The organism is Sphingomonas faeni, from assembly GCF_030817315.1.
GTDB lineage: Bacteria > Pseudomonadota > Alphaproteobacteria > Sphingomonadales > Sphingomonadaceae > Sphingomonas > Sphingomonas faeni_C.
The window spans coordinates 3,553,385-3,572,254 of record NZ_JAUSZF010000001.1; the positions used below are offsets into that span (position 1 = coordinate 3,553,385).

The 18,870-nt window shown below is 65.3% G+C and carries 16 protein-coding genes, 1 tRNA gene and 2 pseudogenes; 14 read left to right on the top strand and 5 right to left on the bottom strand.

Features of this window, described 5'->3' with window-relative positions:
• The first annotated feature begins 104 nt into the window (after nucleotides 1-104).
• The 6 genes from QFZ54_RS16475 to QFZ54_RS16500 all read left to right on the top strand — a co-directional run bounded on the left by QFZ54_RS16475 (nucleotide 105) and on the right by QFZ54_RS16500 (nucleotide 4,881).
• Nucleotides 105-539: a hypothetical protein gene (locus QFZ54_RS16475; RefSeq protein WP_307088886.1), complete on the top strand. Its 435-nt coding sequence runs from the start codon at nucleotides 105-107 to the stop codon at nucleotides 537-539.
• Between the two features lie 103 nt (nucleotides 540-642).
• The gene (locus QFZ54_RS16480) at nucleotides 643-843 is read left to right on the top strand and encodes a helix-turn-helix transcriptional regulator (RefSeq protein ID WP_307088888.1); all 201 of its coding nucleotides are present in this window, start codon (nucleotides 643-645) and stop codon (nucleotides 841-843) included.
• 188 nt (nucleotides 844-1,031) lie between these two features.
• The gene (locus QFZ54_RS16485; RefSeq protein ID WP_307088890.1) at nucleotides 1,032-1,958 is read left to right on the top strand and encodes a hypothetical protein; all 927 of its coding nucleotides are present in this window, start codon (nucleotides 1,032-1,034) and stop codon (nucleotides 1,956-1,958) included.
• 54 nt (nucleotides 1,959-2,012) lie between these two features.
• Nucleotides 2,013-3,440 (top strand): DNA primase family protein, encoded by a 1,428-nt coding sequence (locus tag QFZ54_RS16490; protein WP_307088893.1) that lies wholly within the window; start codon nucleotides 2,013-2,015, stop codon nucleotides 3,438-3,440.
• Nucleotides 3,441-4,040: 600 nt separating this feature from the next.
• Nucleotides 4,041-4,286 carry a hypothetical protein gene (locus tag QFZ54_RS16495; RefSeq protein WP_307088894.1) on the top strand — a complete coding sequence of 82 codons (246 nt, stop codon included), beginning with the start codon at nucleotides 4,041-4,043 and terminating at the stop codon, nucleotides 4,284-4,286.
• A 67-nt stretch (nucleotides 4,287-4,353) separates the two neighbouring features.
• Nucleotides 4,354-4,881: a hypothetical protein gene (locus QFZ54_RS16500; RefSeq protein WP_307088895.1), complete on the top strand. Its 528-nt coding sequence runs from the start codon at nucleotides 4,354-4,356 to the stop codon at nucleotides 4,879-4,881.
• A gap of 442 nt (nucleotides 4,882-5,323) precedes the next feature.
• Here QFZ54_RS16500 and QFZ54_RS16505 read toward each other — a convergent pair.
• Nucleotides 5,324-5,398 (bottom strand) — tRNA-Thr (locus QFZ54_RS16505).
• Nucleotides 5,399-5,487: 89 nt separating this feature from the next.
• On the opposite strand from QFZ54_RS16505, the gene QFZ54_RS16510 reads away from it, so the two are divergent.
• The gene (locus tag QFZ54_RS16510; RefSeq protein WP_248523718.1) at nucleotides 5,488-5,625 is read left to right on the top strand and encodes a hypothetical protein; all 138 of its coding nucleotides are present in this window, start codon (nucleotides 5,488-5,490) and stop codon (nucleotides 5,623-5,625) included.
• Here the strand turns inward: QFZ54_RS16510 and QFZ54_RS16515 are convergent.
• Nucleotides 5,618-7,414 (bottom strand): aminopeptidase P family protein, encoded by a 1,797-nt coding sequence (locus QFZ54_RS16515; RefSeq protein WP_307088898.1) that lies wholly within the window; start codon nucleotides 7,412-7,414, stop codon nucleotides 5,618-5,620. The two genes, QFZ54_RS16510 and QFZ54_RS16515, sit on opposite strands and share 8 nt — an antisense overlap.
• 461 nt (nucleotides 7,415-7,875) lie before the next feature.
• Here QFZ54_RS16515 and QFZ54_RS16520 point away from each other — a divergent pair, with 461 nt between their 5' ends.
• Both QFZ54_RS16520 and QFZ54_RS16525 read left to right on the top strand, forming a co-directional pair.
• A complete protein-coding gene (locus tag QFZ54_RS16520) occupies nucleotides 7,876-9,930 on the top strand; it encodes a S9 family peptidase (protein WP_307088899.1) in 2,055 nt (684 codons plus the stop codon).
• A complete protein-coding gene (locus QFZ54_RS16525; RefSeq protein ID WP_307088901.1) occupies nucleotides 9,927-10,319 on the top strand; it encodes an acyl-CoA thioesterase in 393 nt (130 codons plus the stop codon). Before QFZ54_RS16520 ends, QFZ54_RS16525 begins: the two co-directional genes overlap by 4 nt.
• 113 nt (nucleotides 10,320-10,432) lie before the next feature.
• Here QFZ54_RS16525 and ppc read toward each other — a convergent pair whose 3' ends face one another.
• From ppc to QFZ54_RS16540, 3 genes and pseudogenes are all read right to left on the bottom strand, one after another.
• The gene (gene ppc / locus QFZ54_RS16530) at nucleotides 10,433-13,108 is read right to left on the bottom strand and encodes a phosphoenolpyruvate carboxylase (protein WP_307088903.1); all 2,676 of its coding nucleotides are present in this window, start codon (nucleotides 13,106-13,108) and stop codon (nucleotides 10,433-10,435) included.
• Between the two features lie 90 nt (nucleotides 13,109-13,198).
• Entirely contained in the window at nucleotides 13,199-13,576 is a 378-nt protein-coding gene (locus QFZ54_RS16535; RefSeq protein WP_307088904.1) for a hypothetical protein, read from the bottom strand.
• A gap of 25 nt (nucleotides 13,577-13,601) precedes the next feature.
• Nucleotides 13,602-14,169, bottom strand: a pseudogene (locus QFZ54_RS16540) (HNH endonuclease).
• 92 nt (nucleotides 14,170-14,261) lie between these two features.
• On the opposite strand from QFZ54_RS16540, the gene gluQRS reads away from it, so the two are divergent.
• From gluQRS to egtD, 5 genes and pseudogenes are all read left to right on the top strand, one after another.
• Nucleotides 14,262-15,119 (top strand): tRNA glutamyl-Q(34) synthetase GluQRS, encoded by an 858-nt coding sequence (gene gluQRS / locus QFZ54_RS16545; RefSeq protein WP_307088905.1) that lies wholly within the window; start codon nucleotides 14,262-14,264, stop codon nucleotides 15,117-15,119.
• Nucleotides 15,120-15,534: 415 nt separating this feature from the next.
• Nucleotides 15,535-15,765, top strand: coding sequence for a twin transmembrane helix small protein (locus QFZ54_RS16550; RefSeq protein WP_307088906.1), 231 nt, complete (start codon nucleotides 15,535-15,537; stop codon nucleotides 15,763-15,765).
• Nucleotides 15,766-15,958: 193 nt separating this feature from the next.
• Nucleotides 15,959-16,552, top strand: coding sequence for a cob(I)yrinic acid a,c-diamide adenosyltransferase (locus QFZ54_RS16555; protein ID WP_307088908.1), 594 nt, complete (start codon nucleotides 15,959-15,961; stop codon nucleotides 16,550-16,552).
• 61 nt (nucleotides 16,553-16,613) lie between these two features.
• Nucleotides 16,614-17,886 (top strand): annotated as a pseudogene (egtB, locus tag QFZ54_RS16560) (ergothioneine biosynthesis protein EgtB).
• Nucleotides 17,886-18,863: an L-histidine N(alpha)-methyltransferase gene (gene egtD, locus QFZ54_RS16565; protein ID WP_307088910.1), complete on the top strand. Its 978-nt coding sequence runs from the start codon at nucleotides 17,886-17,888 to the stop codon at nucleotides 18,861-18,863. The pseudogene egtB and the gene egtD overlap by 1 nt, the downstream one beginning before the upstream one ends.
• The last annotated feature ends 7 nt before the right edge of the window (nucleotides 18,864-18,870 follow it).

An 18,870-nucleotide genomic window follows, 5' to 3' on the forward strand; every position in this document is an offset into this window, starting at 1 on the left:
GCGATCCATGCGCGTCACGCCCGGCCTTACGAGCGCGACGGGCGTGATCCCGCGGACCGCGGTGACGAGGCGAAGGAGCGCCGGAAACAGGACGGGCCGCTCTGGTGGCGTTGGGCAAGGCCTGGGATCGCCTCCGGCCCCAGACGAAGGAGGACGTCATCGCGCATCTCCTCAGGATGTGGGACGAGTACGACGACGACCGCTCGCTTCCCGATGTCGGGCAGGTCGCTGATCTACTGGAGCAGGCGATGCAGCGTCCGGATGCCCACGCGGAAGAAGATTACCCCGGCTTCGGCAAGGCGGCCGAGTACCTATGGAGCCTCTGGGTCGCTGAGCGCCACGGCGTCGAGGTGCCTCTGAGCCGCGACGTGCCCAATGATGCCGACGCGCGACGGGCGGTTGGTCCGCTGTTAGCTGATCGCTTCGGCCTCACTGAGGCCGATGCTGAGAAGCGCTTCCAGACGGTCATCGCCGGTCGGAACAGGGCTAAGGGCCGTGATCGCCCGATCGCGGGGAGACGCCGCCTTTCCAAGCCCTAGCGAAGGGTGAGGGATTGCCCCCTTCGCCGACGATATACCCGCTCGTGCGGTAGTCCACGAAGACCTCCTCGACCCCGCCAAGACGCGGCTAGTGGAGACGAACATGCGCAACGATGATAAGACGGTACTGACCCTGCCGGAGGTCGTGGCCCTGACCACGCTCAGCAAGCCCACCATCTACACCTACGTCCGTGACGGCATCTTCCCGCGGCAAGTCCGCAGCGGACCGAACTGGGTCGTTTGGCGTCGCGCCGAGGTCCAGAGCTGGCTGGAAGAGCGCGCCGCGAGCCGTGAAGCAGCCTGAAAGTGGTCCCACCCCGGGAGACGATGGGGCGGGACCGAGTTCCGACTGGCGGCACCACAGAGACCAATCAATGGGGCCGGGCGTAGGATAGCCGCCCGGCGTGGCTGGGCCGAGGCCCTTCCATTGATCGAATTGCCGCAGTCCTGATCGGACCGCTCCGGCTCCCGGGCCAGAGTGAGTATTTAAATATGAGCGATAAGCTCGAAACTGACCCGAGTGTTGCCCCGTTTCTCGATTGGCTCCGGCCACCCGGGAGCGCTTTTCCCGGGATTGCGCTGACCGCAATCCCGGTCGGCGGCGGCCGAACCACCACGGCAACGCACTTCGACGCGCGGAGTGGTGCCGGCTGGATTGCAGCCTTCGCCGGACGCCAGAACTGTTATTACATGGTCAATCCGCCGCTCGGCGTGCTGAGCAAGAAGGCCGCGAAGCCAGAGGTCTCGGCGCTCGCCTTCCTGCACGTCGACATAGACCCCGGCAAAGATGAGGATTGGCAGACGGCGCGCGAGCGCATCCTCGCGTCGCTGCAATGCTATACCCCTCGACCCTCGGCGGTGATCGACAGCGGCAACGGCTTTCAGGCGCTGTGGCGCTTGCGGGATCCAGAGCCAATGACAGGGGCTGGCGACTGGGCGAGATTGGAGTCATTCAATCGCCAAATTGCGATCGACCTGAAAGGCGACAGCACGCACGACGTGTCGCGCATCCTGCGTTTGCCTAATCTTGTTAATCTGCCCGACGAGAAGAAGCGCGCCCGGGGGCGCGTCGATCGACCGACGGCGATCGTCTGGCTTGATGACTCCGCCTACGTGTTCGCTGACTTCACGCCGGCCGCCGAGGTCCAGTCGTCGTCGGGCGGCTCGGGCGTGAAGGTCCAGATCAGCGGCAACCTTCCCCGGCTGAAGGACCTCGACGAGCTCCCCGAGGCGGTGACCCAGCGGACCCGGATGCTCATCGTCCAGGGCGATGACCCCGACGACCCGACGAAGTACGGCTCGAAGAGCGAAGTGATGTGGGCGGTCGCGTGCGAGATGGTGCGTGCGAACTGCACCGACGATCAAATTGCGGCGGTCCTCCTCGATCCCGACTACGGAGTTTCCGATCACCCACTCTGACAGAAGGGCGGCGTCGAGTATGTTGCGCGCCAGATTGAGCGGGCGCGGGAGGAGGTGGCGAATGCCGCATTGGACCCCAACCGTAAGCGCGTTCTTGATCCGGCGGCGCCCTTCGCGATCGCAAAGCGCCTGCACGGCGAGCTTTTCTCAACGGCTATCCACACAAACGATGACTGGCTCGAATACGACCGCGGCGCGTACCGCGGCTCCGAGGACGCCACGATGCGCCGCGCAATGTGGGAAGCGCTGGACGCGGCGACCGTTCGGAAGGTGAAGGAGGACGTGGTCGCGTTTGCCCCGTTCAAGCCGGGACCCGGGCAGGTGAGCGGCGTGCTCGACGCGCTTGAGGCGGTGGCCCATCAACCAGCGGACAAAATGGCGCCGCCGGTATGGCTCGACGGCGACGGCCCGCCGCCGGGTGAGATAATCTCCTGTCGGAATGGCCTGCTGCACGTCCCGACCGGCGAGTTGTTACCACCGACACCACGTTTTTTCACCCGCAATGCGCTCGACATAGACTTCGATCCCGCCGCGCCGGAGCCTAGAGAGTGGCTCGCCTTCGTGCGGCAGGCCTTCCCGGACGCCGACGCTGCGACGCTGTTGCAGGAGTGGTTCGGCTACCTCCTGCTGCCGGACATGTCGCAAGAGAAGATGCTGCTCATGGTCGGCCCGCCCCGATCCGGCAAAGGCACAATCCAGAAGGTGCTGACGGAGCTCGTCGGTCGCTCAAACATATGTGCGCCGTCAATCAAGAGCCTCGGCGGCGACTTTGGGCTCCAGCCGATGATCGGCAAGCAGGTGGCTTTCTTGTCGGACATCCGTCTTGGCAGCAGCTCCGACCGTGCGGCGATCACCGAGACGCTGCTTCGCATAACCGGACGCGACCCCGTCACTGCCGATCGCAAGCACAAAGATCAGTGGACTGGGCATCTTGCCGTGCGCTTCGTCATCTCGACGAATGAGCTGCCGAGCCTGAGCGACAACAGTCCCGCTCTTGCCAATCGCTTCGTGCCCCTGATCCTCGAACAGAGTCACCTCGGTCGCGAGGACCACGGTCTTGCCGACCGACTGATAGCGGAACTGCCGGGCGTCCTGAGTTGGTCCCTGGCGGGCTGGCGATCCCTGCGCGAGCGAGGGCATTTCAAGCTTCCCGCGGTCTCGATCAAGGCCGTGACGGAGATAATGGAGCTGGGATCGCCGACGGCGCGCTTCATCAGCGATTGTTGTGTTCTCGGACCGACGCTCGGCGTCGAGAAGGATCGGCTGTTCGCAGCTTGGCGGCAATGGTGCGAGATTAAGGGCGAGCGCACCGCCGGAGAGAGCCATTTCGCCAGCAATCTGCGCGCTGCGACCAGCCAAACCGTGAAGGGGTCAAGGCTCCGCGACGGAGCCGGACGGGTGAACGTCTATATCGGCATCGCCTTGGTCGAGGGCGATGAGGCCGAGAGGGCACCAGCCAGCGACCTGTTCGAGCCGTACTAGCCCGCGGTCGGGGTCGGGGCTGGGCGCGGTCGGGGTCCCGGTCGGGGTCGAAGCCCACAGGAAAGCTGGCCCGGTCGGGGCGGTCGGGGTCGTTCTCGACTTTCTTAGAAAGCCCAAGGAAGGAAGAAGGAAGGGGGCAAGCGGAAGGAGGGACGCGGGCACAATAGGACGGCGACCCCGACCGCCCCGACCGCCCTTGGATTTGGTGGGCTTTCGCCCCGACCGGCACCCCGACCGCCCCTCTTGGGCGAACGGCGTCAACCGTCCAAACCGGTGTGCCTTCGCGCGCGGGCGCGCGACATCCGGACCGGAGCTGAGCCTATGATAGGCGAGGTCCGCTACCAGACGCGCCCATCAGTTCCGGGCGTTTTGCAGTTCGGCCCCGGCGTCGGGGAACTGCCGGGGAACTAGCAAAGGTGCGTAAGCCCGCCCCTTCACTAACCGCATCGGCACCGAGGCCACGCCCTGCCAACGCTCTTTCACCGACCCGACGATCCGCCGGGCCGACGAAGGAGCAAAGCACATGAACCGATAGACCCGACTGCCCCGCTGGGGCGCTTTGAAGACTGGAACGTCACCCGGCCGGCCGCGATCCATATCATGCGGGAGCTCGCCCGGGGACACCGGGAAGACGAGGGCGAGCAGCTAGGGGGCTTCGCCGCGGCGAGCGCCGGACTGAACATTGCGGTCATAGCCGATGAGGGCCGAGCGGCCGAGGAGATGGTCGCGGGCATCCTACATCACGTCGGTTGGCTGGCGACTTACCTACAGACCACTGCGCCGACCGAGGAACAGTCGGTCGCGCTACGTGCGATTATCGACGCGACGGCCAGCTGGAAGGACTGAGACGACGTTAGGGGCCGAGCCCGAGCTGCCTCTTGGTCCCGACCGACGTTTCGGCCACAATTGGCTTATGCCACTCACCCTCGCCAACATAATCGCCCACGGACCGAGCATCATCGGTGCGGTCGGCGGCTCCGTCGGGATCGTCTCGGGCTTAGCCGTCTTCGCGCGCCGTCGCCTTCGGCTGATCGTAGGGGTCACGCAGACCAATGACCAGCGGCGGTCATGGCACACGATCACCATCGCGAACCGGTCGGACCTGTCACTGTCTTTCCGCGGCCTCGTGCTGTCGTGGTTCATCACAACGCCGCTCGGCCGACTGGAACTTAACCGAGCGTACCAACCGGACAATGAGCGGGAGCTCGTCGCCATCGCGCCTCACGGCGTCTACTCGTTCGACATCTACGACGACGGCCCCGGGGACGACGTGTGGGCTGAGGCGCAGCCGGCGCACGTCCGCGGGCGCGCCACGCTACGCATCTACATCGTTATCCCGGCGCTGGGCGGCGGCTGTTGGCGTTCGGTCCGCTGGTGTCGAGCAGAATGCAGTAAATGCTATCGAAATGGAGCGCTGCGGCCGGGTGATCCGTTTCCGTGACAAACACGAAACGGATCTCCGCCTGAGTTCTATTCCGCTTGATTGCCTTATCTAGGGTCACCGTGATGACATGGGCGTCAGCCGCCTGTGCCGGCATCGCAGTGAGTTGTTCGATCGCTATCGCCGTACCCAGCGGCGTCCCGCTTTGACGGCCAAATCGCGAGAACGCCGCGAATTTTTCCGTCGGGAGATACCGATGCTCAATCAGAGCAAAAATATCCGAGAGCCGCCCAAGCGGTGGCTGGAAGCCTTCATTCATTGCCGCACCCCATTTATTGGCGGGCAACCTACTCCGCTCTTTCGTGCGGTCCACCACCGACCGGCGGTTCGAAAATTATTCTTCCGGAAATTCTTGAAGTTCCCCGCCGGGTTCCCGGGACCCCCCGCACGCGTTTGGGACCCCGAGGGGAATGATCTAAGTGTCGCTAATATCAGGAAAAAATGGTGCTGCCGGTGAGGATTGAACTCACGACCTCAGCCTTACCAAGGATGCGCTCTACCACTGAGCTACGGCAGCACTCGCTGGCATCGCTGCCGGCGGAGTGGGGCTAAGAGACGAGGGCGGGGCGATTGTCAAGCGGTCCCGCCAAGATGTAGGGCGTATTTATGGACGATCGGGATCGAAAGGCGGCGGAGAAGGCCGAGCGCATGGCCGCCGCGCTGCGCGAGAATCTGCGCCGCCGGAAGGCGCAGGCGCGGGCCGTCGGGGCTGCGCCTGCGCCTGGGGACGAGCCTTCTAGCTGAGAGGCGCGCATTGGGCCGCGAGCCATGTGCGATCCTCTGCGTCGGTCATTTCCGGGGTGAGGACCGCCAATACCTTGGCATGATAGTCGTCGACCCAGTGGCGCTCTTCGGTCGTCAGTAGCGCCGGCTCGATCAGCGTGCGTTCGATCGGGCAGAAGGTGAGCGTCTCGAAGCCGAGCATCTCGCGGTCGGCGCCGGGAATGGTGCGCGGCTCGATCAGGATCAAATTTTCGATGCGGATGCCGTATTCGCCGGCCTTGTAATAGCCGGGCTCGTTGGAGAGCATCATGCCGGCGCGCAGGGGCTCCATCGCTGCGCCACCAGGGTAGTTGGGTGCGGCGATGCGTTGCGGACCCTCGTGGACCGCGAGGTAGGCGCCGATGCCGTGGCCGGTGCCGTGGCCGAAATCCAAGCCTGCTTCCCATAGCGGGCGGCGGGCGAAGGCGTCGATCTGGCCGCCCATCGTGCCGTCGGGGAAGACCGCCGTGGCGATGCCGATATGGCCCTTCAGGACGCGGGTGAAGCGGTCGCGCATCTCCGCAGTGGGTTCGCCAATCGGCATCACGCGGGTCACGTCGGTGGTACCGTCCGAATATTGGCCGCCGGAGTCGATCAGGTAGAGCTGGCCGGGCTCGATCGGGGCGCTCGATTCCTCGGTGACGTGGTAGTGCGGGATCGCGCCGTGGGGGCCGGTGGCCGAGATCGTGTCGAACGACGTGTCCTTGAGGACGCCGGTCTGTTCGCGGAAGGCGAGCAGCTTGGCGGCGGCGCTGAGTTCGGTCTGGCCGCCCTTCACGCATTCGGTTTCGACCCAGCGGAGGAAGCGCGCGAGCGCGGCGCCGTCGCGGGCGGAGGCGGCGCGGTGGCCGGCGATCTCGACGGGGTTCTTGATGGCTTTGGCGAGGACGACGGGGTCGCGGAGGGGGAGGATCTTGGCGCCGCCGGCTTGTAGGGCTTGCGTGATTGCGGCGACGGCGCGTTCGGGATCGGCGGCGACGCGCTTGCCGGCGTAGGCGGCGAGAGCAGGGGCGAAGGCGGTGCGGTCGTGCAGGCGGACGGCGTTGCCGAGATGCTGGCGGACGGTGTCGTCGAGCTTGTCGGGGGCGACGAACAGGTCGGTGGTGCCGTCGGCGCCGACGATCGCATAGGAGAGCGCGACGGGCGTGTGGTCGACGTCGCCGCCGCGGATGTTGAGCGCCCAGGCGATCGAATCGAGCGCGGTGAGGACGACCGCGTCGGCGTTGTGCTCGGACAGCCAGTCGGCGATTTTCGCGCGCTTCTCGGCTGAGGAGGCGCCGGTGAATTGGTCGGGCTGGACGGTGAGCTTTGCGGGCGAGGGCAGCGGTCGGTCGGTCCAGATCGCGTCGATGGGGTTGGTTTCGACTGGGATCAGCGTGGCACCGCGCTCGGCGAGGGCGGTGGTGGCGTCGGCGACCCAGGTTCCGGTGTGGAGCCATGCGTCGTAGCCGATCCGGCCGCTTTCGGGGGCGTGCTTAGCGAGCCAGGCGGCGGGACTGGTCTGTGGCACGGGTTCGTACGCCCATTGGGTGCCGTCGACCTGTTCGCGGACCTGGATCGTGTAGCGGCCGTCGGTGAAGATCGCGGCGCGATCGGCGAGGACGACGGCGGTGCCGGCCGAGCCGCCGAAGCCGGTAAGCCAGCCGAGGCGCTGGGCGTAGCCGCCGACATATTCGCTCATGTGCTCATCGGTGAGGGGGATGACGAAACCGTCGAGATTATCGGTGGTTAGCTGGGCACGGAGGGCGGCTAAGCGGACGGTCGGGGTCATCGGTTCAGTCTCTCGTCGAAAGTGAAGTATAGAAAGTATAGACGCTGGCGCGGGTTCTATCGACGCTCGATATGCCCGCGGTAGCGGGTGCTGCGGCGGAGGCGCGGGGGCGGATCGAGCGGGGACGGGCCATGCCGGGCGTTGTGGCAGAAAGGGGATGTGTAGGACAGCGGGCTGGAGCGGGACTCGACACCGTTGCTGTGTCGACGGCGAACTTTCCTCACCTCCCCGGCGGGGGCCGGGGCCTAGTTTGGGGGACGTCGCTAACTAAGCGCAGCGCGTCGTTACATCGACCTTCCCAACTGGACCCCGGCCTTCGCCGGGGTGGTGGCATTGCGGGTGGTGGCATTGCGGGTGGTGGCTTGCGCGTGGGGGCTTGCGCGCGGCGCGCACCCTTCTTCAGCGGCCTCCCCAATGCCACAGCGTTTGGCTTCCACCCGCGGCCCCGCTAACACCGCTGCATGACCACGCCCCCCATTGCCGAACAGCGCCCGCACAGCTTCACCACGCATGGCGTGACGATCGAGGATCCCTATGCGTGGCTGAAGGATCCGAACTATCCGGAGGTCGATGACGCCGACGTGCTTGCGTATCTCGAAGGCGAAAACGCGTATTTCGAGGAGCAGATGGCGCCGCATACCGCGCTGGTCGACACGATCTACGAAGAGATGAAGGCGCGCATCAAGGAGGATGAATCCTCGGTGCCGCAGAAGGATGGTGATTGGCTGTACTGGACCGCGTACGAGACCGGCGGGCAGTACAAGAAATGGTGGCGGAAACCTGTTGCGGGCGGTGACGACGAGCTGTTGCTCGACGAGCCGGCGCTGGCGGAGGGGCATGAGTATTTCCGGCTTGGCGCGTTCTCGATCAGCAATGATGGGCGGTATCTGGCCTACGCGATCGACGATAATGGGAGCGAGCGGTTCGAGGTTCGGGTCAAGGATCTGAACACCGGCAAGCATCTGCCCGATGTGATTCCGGGGATGCTGAGCGAGATCGTCTGGACCGCGGACGATGCGGGCTTCCTGTACGGGCTGGCGAACGAGCAGTGGCGGACGGACAATGCGCGGTTCCACCGGTTGGGGACGCCGATCTCCGAGGACGTCGTGCTTTTCCATGAGGAGGACGAGGGTTTCCGCGTCGGCGTGGGCGAGACGAGTTCGCGCAAGTGGATCGTGATTGCGACGAGCGACCATGTGACGAGCGAACTGTATCTGCTGCCTGCGCACGAACCGCTGGCGGTGCCGATCCTCGTTTCGGCGCGGAAGGTGGGCCGCGAATATGATGTGGACGAGCATGACGGGACGCTGTTCATCCACACCAACGATGTCGATCCGAATTTTAGGCTTTGCACCGCGCTGGTCGAGGAGCCGGATGCTTGGAGCGAACTGATCCCGGCGAGCCCACATTTCTACATGACCGGGGTGGAGTGCTATCAGGACTTCTTCGTGGTCGACGGGCGCGAGGACGGCTTGGATCAGATTGCTATCCATCGGTACGAGACGCCGACCGAGGGCAAGCGGATCGACTTTCCCGAGGCGAGCTATGTCGCGGGGCTGGGCGACAATCCCGAATACGACATGACCGTGCTGCGGCTCGGGTATGAGTCGATGGTCACGCCGGGGACGGTGTATGATTACGACGTGGATACCGGCGAGCGGACGATGCTCAAGGTGCAGGAGATCCCGAGCGGCTATGATCCGGCGAAGTATGCGACCGAGCGGCTGAAGATCACGGCGCGGGATGGAACCGAGATCCCGGTGTCGATCGTGTATCCAGCCGGGTTCGTGCGCGACGGGTCGGCGCCTTTGTTCCTCTATGCGTATGGGGCGTATGGCTATGCGATCCCGCCAGGGTTCTCGACCGGGCGGATGAGTTTGCTCGATCGCGGGTTTGCGTACGCGATTGCGCATATCCGGGGCGGCGATGATCTTGGCCAGCAATGGTATCTGGACGGCAAGCTGGAGAAGCGCGCGAACACGTTCAACGATTTCGTCGATGTGGCGAAGGCGCTGGTTGACGCGCAGTGGACGTCGGCGGGGAAGATCGCGATCGCGGGGCGGTCTGCTGGTGGCGAGCTGATGGGCGCGGTTGTGAATTCCGATCCTGAGCTTTGGGGGGCGGTGATTGCGGACGTGCCGTTCGTCGACGTGCTGAATACGATGCTCGACGAAAGCCTGCCGCTGACGCCGGGTGAGTGGCCCGAATGGGGCAATCCGATCGAGGACAAGGCGGCGTTCGAGCTGATCCGGTCCTATTCGCCGTACGATAACGTCAAGGCGCAGGCTTATCCGCCGATGTTCATTTCTGGCGGGCTGAACGATCCGCGCGTGACCTATTGGGAGCCGGCGAAGTGGGCGGCGAAGCTGCGGTTGATGAAGACCGACGACAACGTGCTGCTGCTCAAGACCAATATGGGCGCGGGGCATGGCGGCAAGTCGGGGCGGTTCGAATCGTTGCGTGAGAGTGCGGAGGAGCATGCGTTCGTGCTGTGGCAATTAGGCGTGGCGGGGTGAGCCGGTTCACGCTCTCGATCACTGCGCAGGACGCGGATATCGACGAGCTTGGGCATGTGAACAATGCGGTCTGGGTGCAGTGGATCCAGCGGATCGCCACCGCGCATTGGGAGGCTGTGGCGCCGGTGGAGCACAAGCTGGCGTATGTGTGGGTCGTGACGCGGCATGAGATCGATTACCGCGGAAGTGTGTTCGCCGGGGAGACCGTCGTCGGCGAGACCTGGGTCGAGGGGGCGCCGAAGGGGGCTCGGTTCGATCGGCATGTTCGGTTTGTTGGCGATGATGGGAAGGTTAAGCTGGAGGCGGTGACGACCTGGGCTTTGCTCGACCGCGGGACGGGGCGGTTGATGCGGGTGCGCGAGGATGTCGCGGCGCCATTTTATTCGTAATTCCCCTCCCGCTTGCGGGAGGGGTTAGGGGAGGGCGCGACGTACGTACTGGCGTCCGGTTGGTGGGGCACGCCCCTCCCCCGACCTCTCCCGCAGGCGGGAGGGGAGTTTTGTCAGCCGCTGTTTCGCAGGGCGGTGGCGATGGCGTTGATCGACAGGAGGATGCCTTCGCCGATCCTCGAGTCGTCTTCGCCTGCACGGCGGCGTTTGATCAGTTCGATCTGGAGGAGGTTGAGCGGCTCGATATAGGGGAGGCGGAGGCGGATCGAGGCGTCCAGGGTGGGGTGCTTTTCCAGGAGGCGGGACTGGCCTGTTACCTGCAAAAGCCCGTCGTGCGTCTGGTGCCAGCCGTCGCGGATCGTCGTGAAGATCTCGCGGAGCTTATCGTCCTCGACGAGTCCGGCATAGCGTTCGGCGATGCCGATGTCGGACTTGGCAAGGACCATTTCGAGGTTGGCGAGCGCGGAGGCGAATAGCGGCCAGCCTTGCGCCATGTCCTTCAGCAGCGCCTTGTCCTCGAAATCGGCGATCGCACGGCCCACCCCGTACCAGCCGGGGAGCATGACGCGCGCCTGTGCCCAGCTGAACACCCAGGGGATCGCGCGGAGGTCTTCGATCCGGTCGGACTTGGTGCGGCTGGCGGGGCGGCTGCCGATCTTGAGGCCGGCGATCTCGGCGATCGGGGTCATCTGGCGGAAGAAGGTGCGGAAGCCTTCGGTGCCGTAGACGAGGTCGCGGTAGCTGTGGAACGCGGTGTCGCTGAGCGTGTCCATTGCGGCGGAGAAGCTCGCGTTATCCGCGTTGGACAGGCGTTCGGGTTCGAGGCTTGCGAGCAACGTGGCCGACGCGATCGCCTCGAGGTTGGTCATCGCGGCGTCGCGCGTGCCGTATTTGGCGGCGATGACTTCGCCCTGTTCGGTGATGCGGATGCGGCCCTGGACGGTGCCGGGCGGCTGTGCGCGGATCGCGCGGAAGGCCGAGCCGCCGCCGCGCCCGACCGCGCCGCCTCGGCCGTGGAAGAGCTGCATGCCGACGCCAGCCTTTGCGAAGACCGGCTTCAGTGCGGTCGAGGCCTTCGAGAGCTGCCAGGTGGAGGTGAGATAGCCACCGTCCTTGTTGCTGTCAGAATAGCCGATCATCACTTCCTGGTGACCGCGCGTCTTGGCGATCGTCACGATTTCAGGGAGCGCGAGCCACGCGGACATGACGCCGGGGGCGGCTTCTAGATCGCCGATCGTCTCGAACAGGGGGACGGCCATGATCGCCGCCGTGGGCGTGTCGCCGGGGCGATAGAGGCCGACTTCCTTCAGAAGCAGGTTCACTTCGAGCAGGTCGCTGACCGACTGCGCCATCGAGACGATGTAGTTGGTGATGCACGCTGGGCCATAGGCGGCATGCGCATCGGCGGCGGCCTGGACGATCGCGAGTTCGCCGGCGGTTTCTTCGGTGTAGGCGGCGAAGCGCGAGGTGAGCGGACGGGCGTTTGCCAGTTCACGTCTAAGGAGCGCGACGCGCGCGTCTTCGTCGAGCGCGAGGTAATCGTCTTCTACGCCCGCGACCTTGAGCAGTTCGGCGACGACGCGTTCGTGGACGGCGCTGTTCTGGCGAAGATCCAAGGTAGCGAGGTGGAAGCCGAACGTCTCGACCGCGCGGATCAGCCGGCCGAGCGCGCCTCCCGTCTTCAGGGCCGAGCCGAGGCCGTGCGCGAGCGTGACGAGGTCGGCGCGGAAGTCGCTGGGGCTCGCATAGGGTTCGCCGGTGAGGCGACCGGGGAGGGGGGCGTGCTTGCCGGTGAGCGCGTCGTGTGTCGCGGACAGGCGCGCGTAGATGCCGGAGAGCGCGCGGCGATAGGGCTCGTCGCTGCGGCTGGCGGCGTCGTCGCCGCTGGCGTCGGCTAGCGCTTGGACTGCCGCTTCCGCTGGTGCGTGTTCGGTCGAGATCGAGAGCTCGGCGCCGAGCGCGTGCACCGCGTCGCAATAATAGCCGAGGACGGCCTCGCTTGCCTTCGACAGCGCGGTATTGAGCGAGTCGGCGGTGACGTAGGGGTTGCCGTCGCGGTCGCCGCCGATCCAGCTGCCGGGGCGGAGGAAGCTGGGCGTGCGTTCGCCGAGGGCGCGGTCCCAGCGCTGGTAGAGTGCGGGCAATGCGGGGAGGAACACGTCGCGGAGGTAGCTGAGCGCGTTGTCGACCTCGTCGGTGACGTAGAGACGGTCGCGGCGGAGGACGCGGGTTTGCCAGAGCAGCGCGATCTGGCGGAGGATCGCGTCGTCGACATCGTCGCCGTCGGGCGTGGTGTCGCGGCCGAGATCGCGCAACGCCATCAACTCGGCGATCCGGTTGCGGTGGTCGATCATGCTCTTGCGCCGCACTTCGGTCGGGTGCGCGGTGAGAACCGGGGCGATCAGCGCGTGGTCGAGCAGCGCGCGAATTTGGGGACGGTCGACGCCTTCGGATTCGAGCTGGACGATTGCGGAGGCGAGGTCGGCGCCATCTTCCGCAGCGATGCCCTGGCGGTCCTCGGCGAGATTGGCGAGCATCGAGAACAGCATGAAGCCGCGGACGAAATCGAGCGTCTCGTCGAGGCTGAGCTTTTCGAGGCTGAGATCGACGGCGCGATCGTCGCCGGCTTTGCCTTCGGAGGCGTCGCGGTGGCGCTCGACGGATGCCTTGCGGATCGTCTCGGTGGCTTCGAACAGACGCTCGCCGCCGTAGGCGCGGATGACGTCGCCGAGCAGTTTGCCCAGGAAACGGATGTCGGAATTGTTCGCGATTGCGGGGAGGCTAGCCATAATTCCCTGCTGCGCTGCGGCAGGGATCAGGTCAACCTCGTACGGTGGATTTGTCATGCGGGGGAGACGCCGTGCGAAACATAATTTCGCTTATTGGCGCTTCCGCGACTCAGCACGCTCTTCCGATGTGACGGTACCGTCGCGGTTGAGGTCCATCCTGTCGAACCAGGCAAGCGTGCCCTCGCTCCATTCGATCGCGGTGATGACGCCGTCCTTGTTGCGGTCGAACGCCTTGATCCGGGCGTTGGGCGCAGGGAGCTCGTCCTTCGTAACGCGGTCGTCGGCGTTGCGATCTAGTGTACGGAAACGGCGTTCCATGCTGGCGCCGAAATCCAGCCGCGACGTCACCGAGGGCGGGACGAAACCGACTGCGTTGGCGTCAGCCTGCGCGCGCTGCTCGTCCTTGTTACCGCATGCGGACACTAGAATTCCCGACACGGCCAGTGCCGCTACCAGCTTTACCTGCATAAAATCTCCCGTCGTTTCGACGCCGTCAGGCCTCGAGCTCGACATCCCAATAGAGCCAGTCGTGCCATGTGTCGTGCAGGTAGTTGGGCGGGAAGCTGCGGCCGTGTTCCTGGAGATGCCAATTGGTCGGGCGGATCGGCTCTAGGTGGAGCGGCATCGCTGCCTGTTTCGGTGTGCGTCCGCCTTTCTTGAGGTTGCAGGGCGAGCAGGCGGTAACGACGTTCTCCCATGTGGTACGACCGCCTTGCGCGCGGGGGACGACATGGTCGAAGGTGAGATCGCGCAGCTTGCCGCAATATTGGCAGGTGAAGCGGTCGCGCAGGAACAGGTTGAAACGGGTGAAGGCGGGAAATTGCGAGGGTCGGACGAACTGCTTCAGCGCGATCACCGAGGGCAGTTTCAGCGCGAAATTGGCGCTGCGGACTTCGCGCTCATAGGTGGCGACGATGTCGACACGATCGAGGAACACAGCCTTGACCGCGGTTTGCCACGGCCAGACGCTGAGCGGATAGTAAGAAAGCGGCGTATAATCGGCATTCAGCACGAAGCGCCGGACAACCATCCGGGTGGCGTATCAGGTCGGGGTGAAACACGGCTCCTCCCACTCAGGCTTCGCTGGCCGCGCTATGGACGACAGCGATGACAACGACATGACAGCACGGCGCGTATCGTCAGGTCAAGCGCGGTGAGCGGCGAGACGGTTGTTACACGGTTCGCGCCGAGCCCGACCGGGCGGTTGCATCTCGGGCATGCGGTATCGGCGATCCGCGCGCATGACTTTGCGCGTGAGCGGGGCGGACGGTTCGTGCTGCGGATCGAGGATATCGACGGGACGAGGAGCCGGCCCGAGTTCGTCGCGGGAATCCTCGAGGATCTGGCGTGGCTCGGGTTGCGGTGGGACGCGCTGGCGTTTCAGTCGGAGCGGCTGGCAACATATGAAGCGGCGCTCGATCGGTTGAAAGCGCGCGGGCTGGTCTATCCGTGTTTCTGTACGCGGGCGGAGATCGCGGCGAGTGCGTCTGCGCCCCAAGGGGACGTCGGGCCGGCGTATCCGGGGACGTGTCGAGGGCTGTCGGCGGCGGAGATTGCGTCGCGGACCGGGGCGTGCTGCTGGCGGCTGGATATGCCCAAGGCTCTTGCGGAAACCGGTGCGCTGACGTGGCATGATGCGGCGGCGGGGTGGATCGTGGCCGATCCTCTGGCGCAGGGGGATGTGGTGCTGGCGCGGAAGGATGCGCCGGCGAGCTATCATCTGGCAGTGACGCTGGACGATGCCGCACAGGGGGTAACCGATGTCGTGCGGGGGGTGGATCTGTTCGCGGCGACGGATGTGCACCGGGTGTTGCAGGCTTTGCTGGAGTTGCCGGTGCCTTCGTATCATCATCATCCATTGGTGGTGGATGCGGCGGGGCGGCGGTTGGCGAAGCGCGATGGGGCGTTGTCGCTGGCGGAGATGCGGGCGGGTGGAGAGGATGGGGCGACACTGGCGGCCCGGTTGCGGCGGGGGATCGGCTCGCGATTTCCAGGTGAGGACCTGAGCTAAGGTGGTGCGAATATCCTCCGGCCACGGTGGCCTTAACGGCTCGCAATCTGCACTTGCTTGTTCTCCCGAGAAGGCGGGAGCCCAGACTGGGTCCCCGCCTTCGCGGGGAAACAACGAGGGAGGTGTGACGCCCTTAAAATGCCACCACCCCGGCGGAGGCCGGGGCCCAATTGGGGGACGATGCTGGCGTGACGCATCGCTTCGTTACCTCGGCTTTCCCAATTGGGCCCCGGCCTCCGCCGGGGTGGTGTTCGTCCCGCGCGGTGTTTGTCCTGGGTGGTGTTTCTCTTGGGTGGCGGTGATTTTGCCTTTGACGAGGCGCGGCAGTCCGCAACATTGCTTATCGGCAACATGGGTCATTTTCGGCTTCGGGTACGCCATTGCTACCCCGCCGGTGCGCGCTTACATTCGGGTCATGAACACATTCCTCGTCATCCTCCTGATCGCGGCGATGATCGCGACCGTCGTGGCTCTGGTGCGGGGCGTCGTGTCGTTCCTGCAGGAGGGCAGCGCGCAGGTGCGCGATGGGAACGGGCCGAGTGCCGCGTCGCTGAAATCGAATCGGATGATGCAGCAGCGTATCTTCTTCCAGGCGCTGGCGATCCTGATGGTCGTCGTCATCCTGTTCGCGGCGGGGCGGACGTAAGCGGGTTTGTAGTTGGGGCTATTTCGCTCGCAACTTGCGTCGTTCCAGCGGACGCTGGGATCTCACCGGTTGGCGGATGTCGCGAGCCACGAGGGATACCCCAGCTTTCGCTGGGGTGACGGGATTTGGTCGCTGGGGCGGGGGTTTATTGGCACGGCGAGGGGGCTTTACTGCGCTTCAACCTGGAACATTCATGGTCAAGCTGAACAAGATTTATACGCGGACCGGCGACGACGGAACGACCGGCCTGGTCGATGGATCGCGCGTGTCGAAGTCGAGCGCGCTGATGCAGGCGATCGGCGATGTCGACGAGGCGAACTCGGCGATCGGGCTTGCGGTGATCGCGCTTGGCGATCAGCCGCTGGCGGCGGCGCTGACCCGGATCCAGAACGACCTGTTCGATCTCGGCGCGGACCTGGCCACACCCGCGGGCGCGGACGAAGCCGGCGCGGACGATTTCACGCCGTCGGAGATGGTGTTGCGGATCGTGCCATCGCAGGTCGAGCGGCTGGAGCGCGAGATCGACGCGATGAATGCGCACCTCGCCCCGTTGCGGAGTTTCATCCTGCCGGGTGGTTCCGCCGAAGCCGCCGCGCTGCATCTGGCGCGCGCGATCAGCCGGCGGGCGGAGCGATCCGCAGTCGGCGCGAGCGAGACGCAGCGGCTTAATCCGGCCGCATTAGCGTATGTTAACCGGTTATCGGATTTCCTGTTCGTGGCGTCGCGGGCGGTGAACCAAAACGGGGCCGGCGACGTTCTATGGCGACCGGGGGCTACGCGCGACTAGGCGCGTATCGTCGCTCGCGTTCCAACGTCGCATCGGTCGACGTAGAACTGAGGAGAGATCGATGCCGAGTCCCGTCCGTCCCGATCGCGCCACGGCGCCGGAGACCTCCCATCTAGCCGAGCGGTTTGCCGCGGTTCGCGATTTGACGCTCGCACTTGCCGCGCCGCTATCGGATGCCGATGCGACGGTGCAGTCGATGGCCGACGCATCGCCGACCAAATGGCACATGGCGCACACGACGTGGTTCTTCGAGACGTTCGTCCTGCGCGATCATGTCGCAGGCTATGCGCTGCACGACGAGCGGTTCCCGTTCCTGTTCAACAGCTATTACGAGGCCGAGGGGCGGCGCCACGCACGTGACCGGCGCGGCATGGTGACCCGGCCTTCGTTGGACGAGGTGCGGGCGTACCGCGCGCATGTCGACGCGGCGATGCTCGATGCGCTGCCGGGCTTGTCGAAGGATGCGCAGACGCTCGTAGCGCTCGGTTGCCATCACGAGGAGCAGCACCAGGAATTGTTGGTGACCGACATTCTCCACATGTTTTCGGAAAACCCGCTGGAACCCGCGATGTGGCCTGCAGCACGGAAGGTGCCGGTCGAAATGCCAGCGCCAATCGGCTGGGTTTCGCATGAGGGCGGGATTGTCGAAGTCGGGCATTATGGCGATGGATTCGCGTTTGATTGCGAAGGACCGCGTCACGCCGCGTTGCTCGCACCGCATGCGATCGCCGACCGGACCGTAACGAACGGTGAATGGGCCGCGTTCATCGCTGACGGCGGCTATACCGAGGCGCGGCATTGGCTGGCGGATGGTTGGGCGTGGGTAAAGGCCGAAGGCATCGTCGCGCCGCTGTATTGGGAACAAGGCGAGGCGGGCTGGACCCGGTTCGGACTCGACGGGCGGCGCGCGATCGATCCGGCGGCGCCGGTGACGCATGTGAGCTTTTTCGAGGCTGATGCGTATGCAAGCTGGGCCGGCGCGCGGTTGCCGACCGAGTTCGAATGGGAAGCCGCCGCGGCCTCATACGGCGCGAACGGCGGCAACCAGATGGACTTGGCGGGGCCAGTCGAAGCCCCGGCCGGCGGCAAATGGTCCGGCGTTCTTCGGCGATGTCTGGGAATGGACCGGCAGTGCGTACCGGCCTTATCCGAAGTTCGCGACTGTGGGGGGGGCTGTTGAGGAATATAATGGTAAGTTCATGAGTTCGCAGTTTGTTTTGCGGGGCGGGAGCTGTGCCACGCCGCGGGGGCATGTTCGGGCGAGTTACCGGAATTTCTTCTATCCACACCAGCGGTGGCAGTTCACCGGCGTGCGCCTTGCGAAAGACCTTTGATGTTGAAGCCTGAGATCGAGGACGGCCAGCAGACGCTCGCCGATCCGCAATTCCGTGCGGACGTGCTCGACGGCCTGTCCCGCCGCCCTCGAGCGATCCCGGCGCGGTGGTTCTACGACCGGCACGGATCGGAACTGTTCGAGAAGATCACCGACCTTCCCGAATATTACCCGACCCGGACCGAGCGATCGATCCTGGAGACCGCATGCCCCGAAGTCGCGACGCTCGCGGGCGCCGGGCGCGCGGTGGTCGAGTTCGGCTCGGGCTCGTCGACCAAGACGCCGATCCTGCTCGATGCGGTCGCGCCGTCTGTCTATGTGCCAATCGACATCTCGGGCGACTTCCTGCGCGAGTCCTCGAAGGTGCTGGCCGAGCAGTTCCCAGACCTGCTGGTGCTGCCGTTCGAAGCCGATTTCATGCGGCCGCTGAGCCTGCCGAAGACGATTGCGGACACGCCGAAACTGGGGTTCTTCCCCGGCTCGACGATCGGCAACATGATTCCGTTGATGGCGGTCGACCTGCTGCGCGCGATGCGGGCGTCGCTCGGCGTCGGCGCGATGCTGTTGATCGGGATGGACCGGATCAAGGGCGAAGACGTGCTGGTGCCGGCGTATGACGACGCGCAGGGCGTGACCGCGGCGTTCAACCTGAATTTGCTCGAGCGGATCAACCGCGAACTCGGCGGCGATATCCCGGTCGAGGCGTTTCGGCACAAGGCGGTGTGGAACGACGATCGCGCGCGGATCGAGATGCACCTGGAGGCGATGCGCGACGTCGCGTTCGCCGTGGACGGGCGGTCGTTCGAGATGACCGCGGGCGAGACGATCCACACCGAGAACAGCCACAAATACGGCGCGCGGGATGCGCGGATCCTGTTGCGGTCGGGCGGCTGGACGCCGGTGGCGGCGTGGACCGATCCCGACGGGCTGTTCGGCGTGTATCTGGCCGAGGCTCAGGTGGAGCGGCCGGCGCCTTAAGTATCGC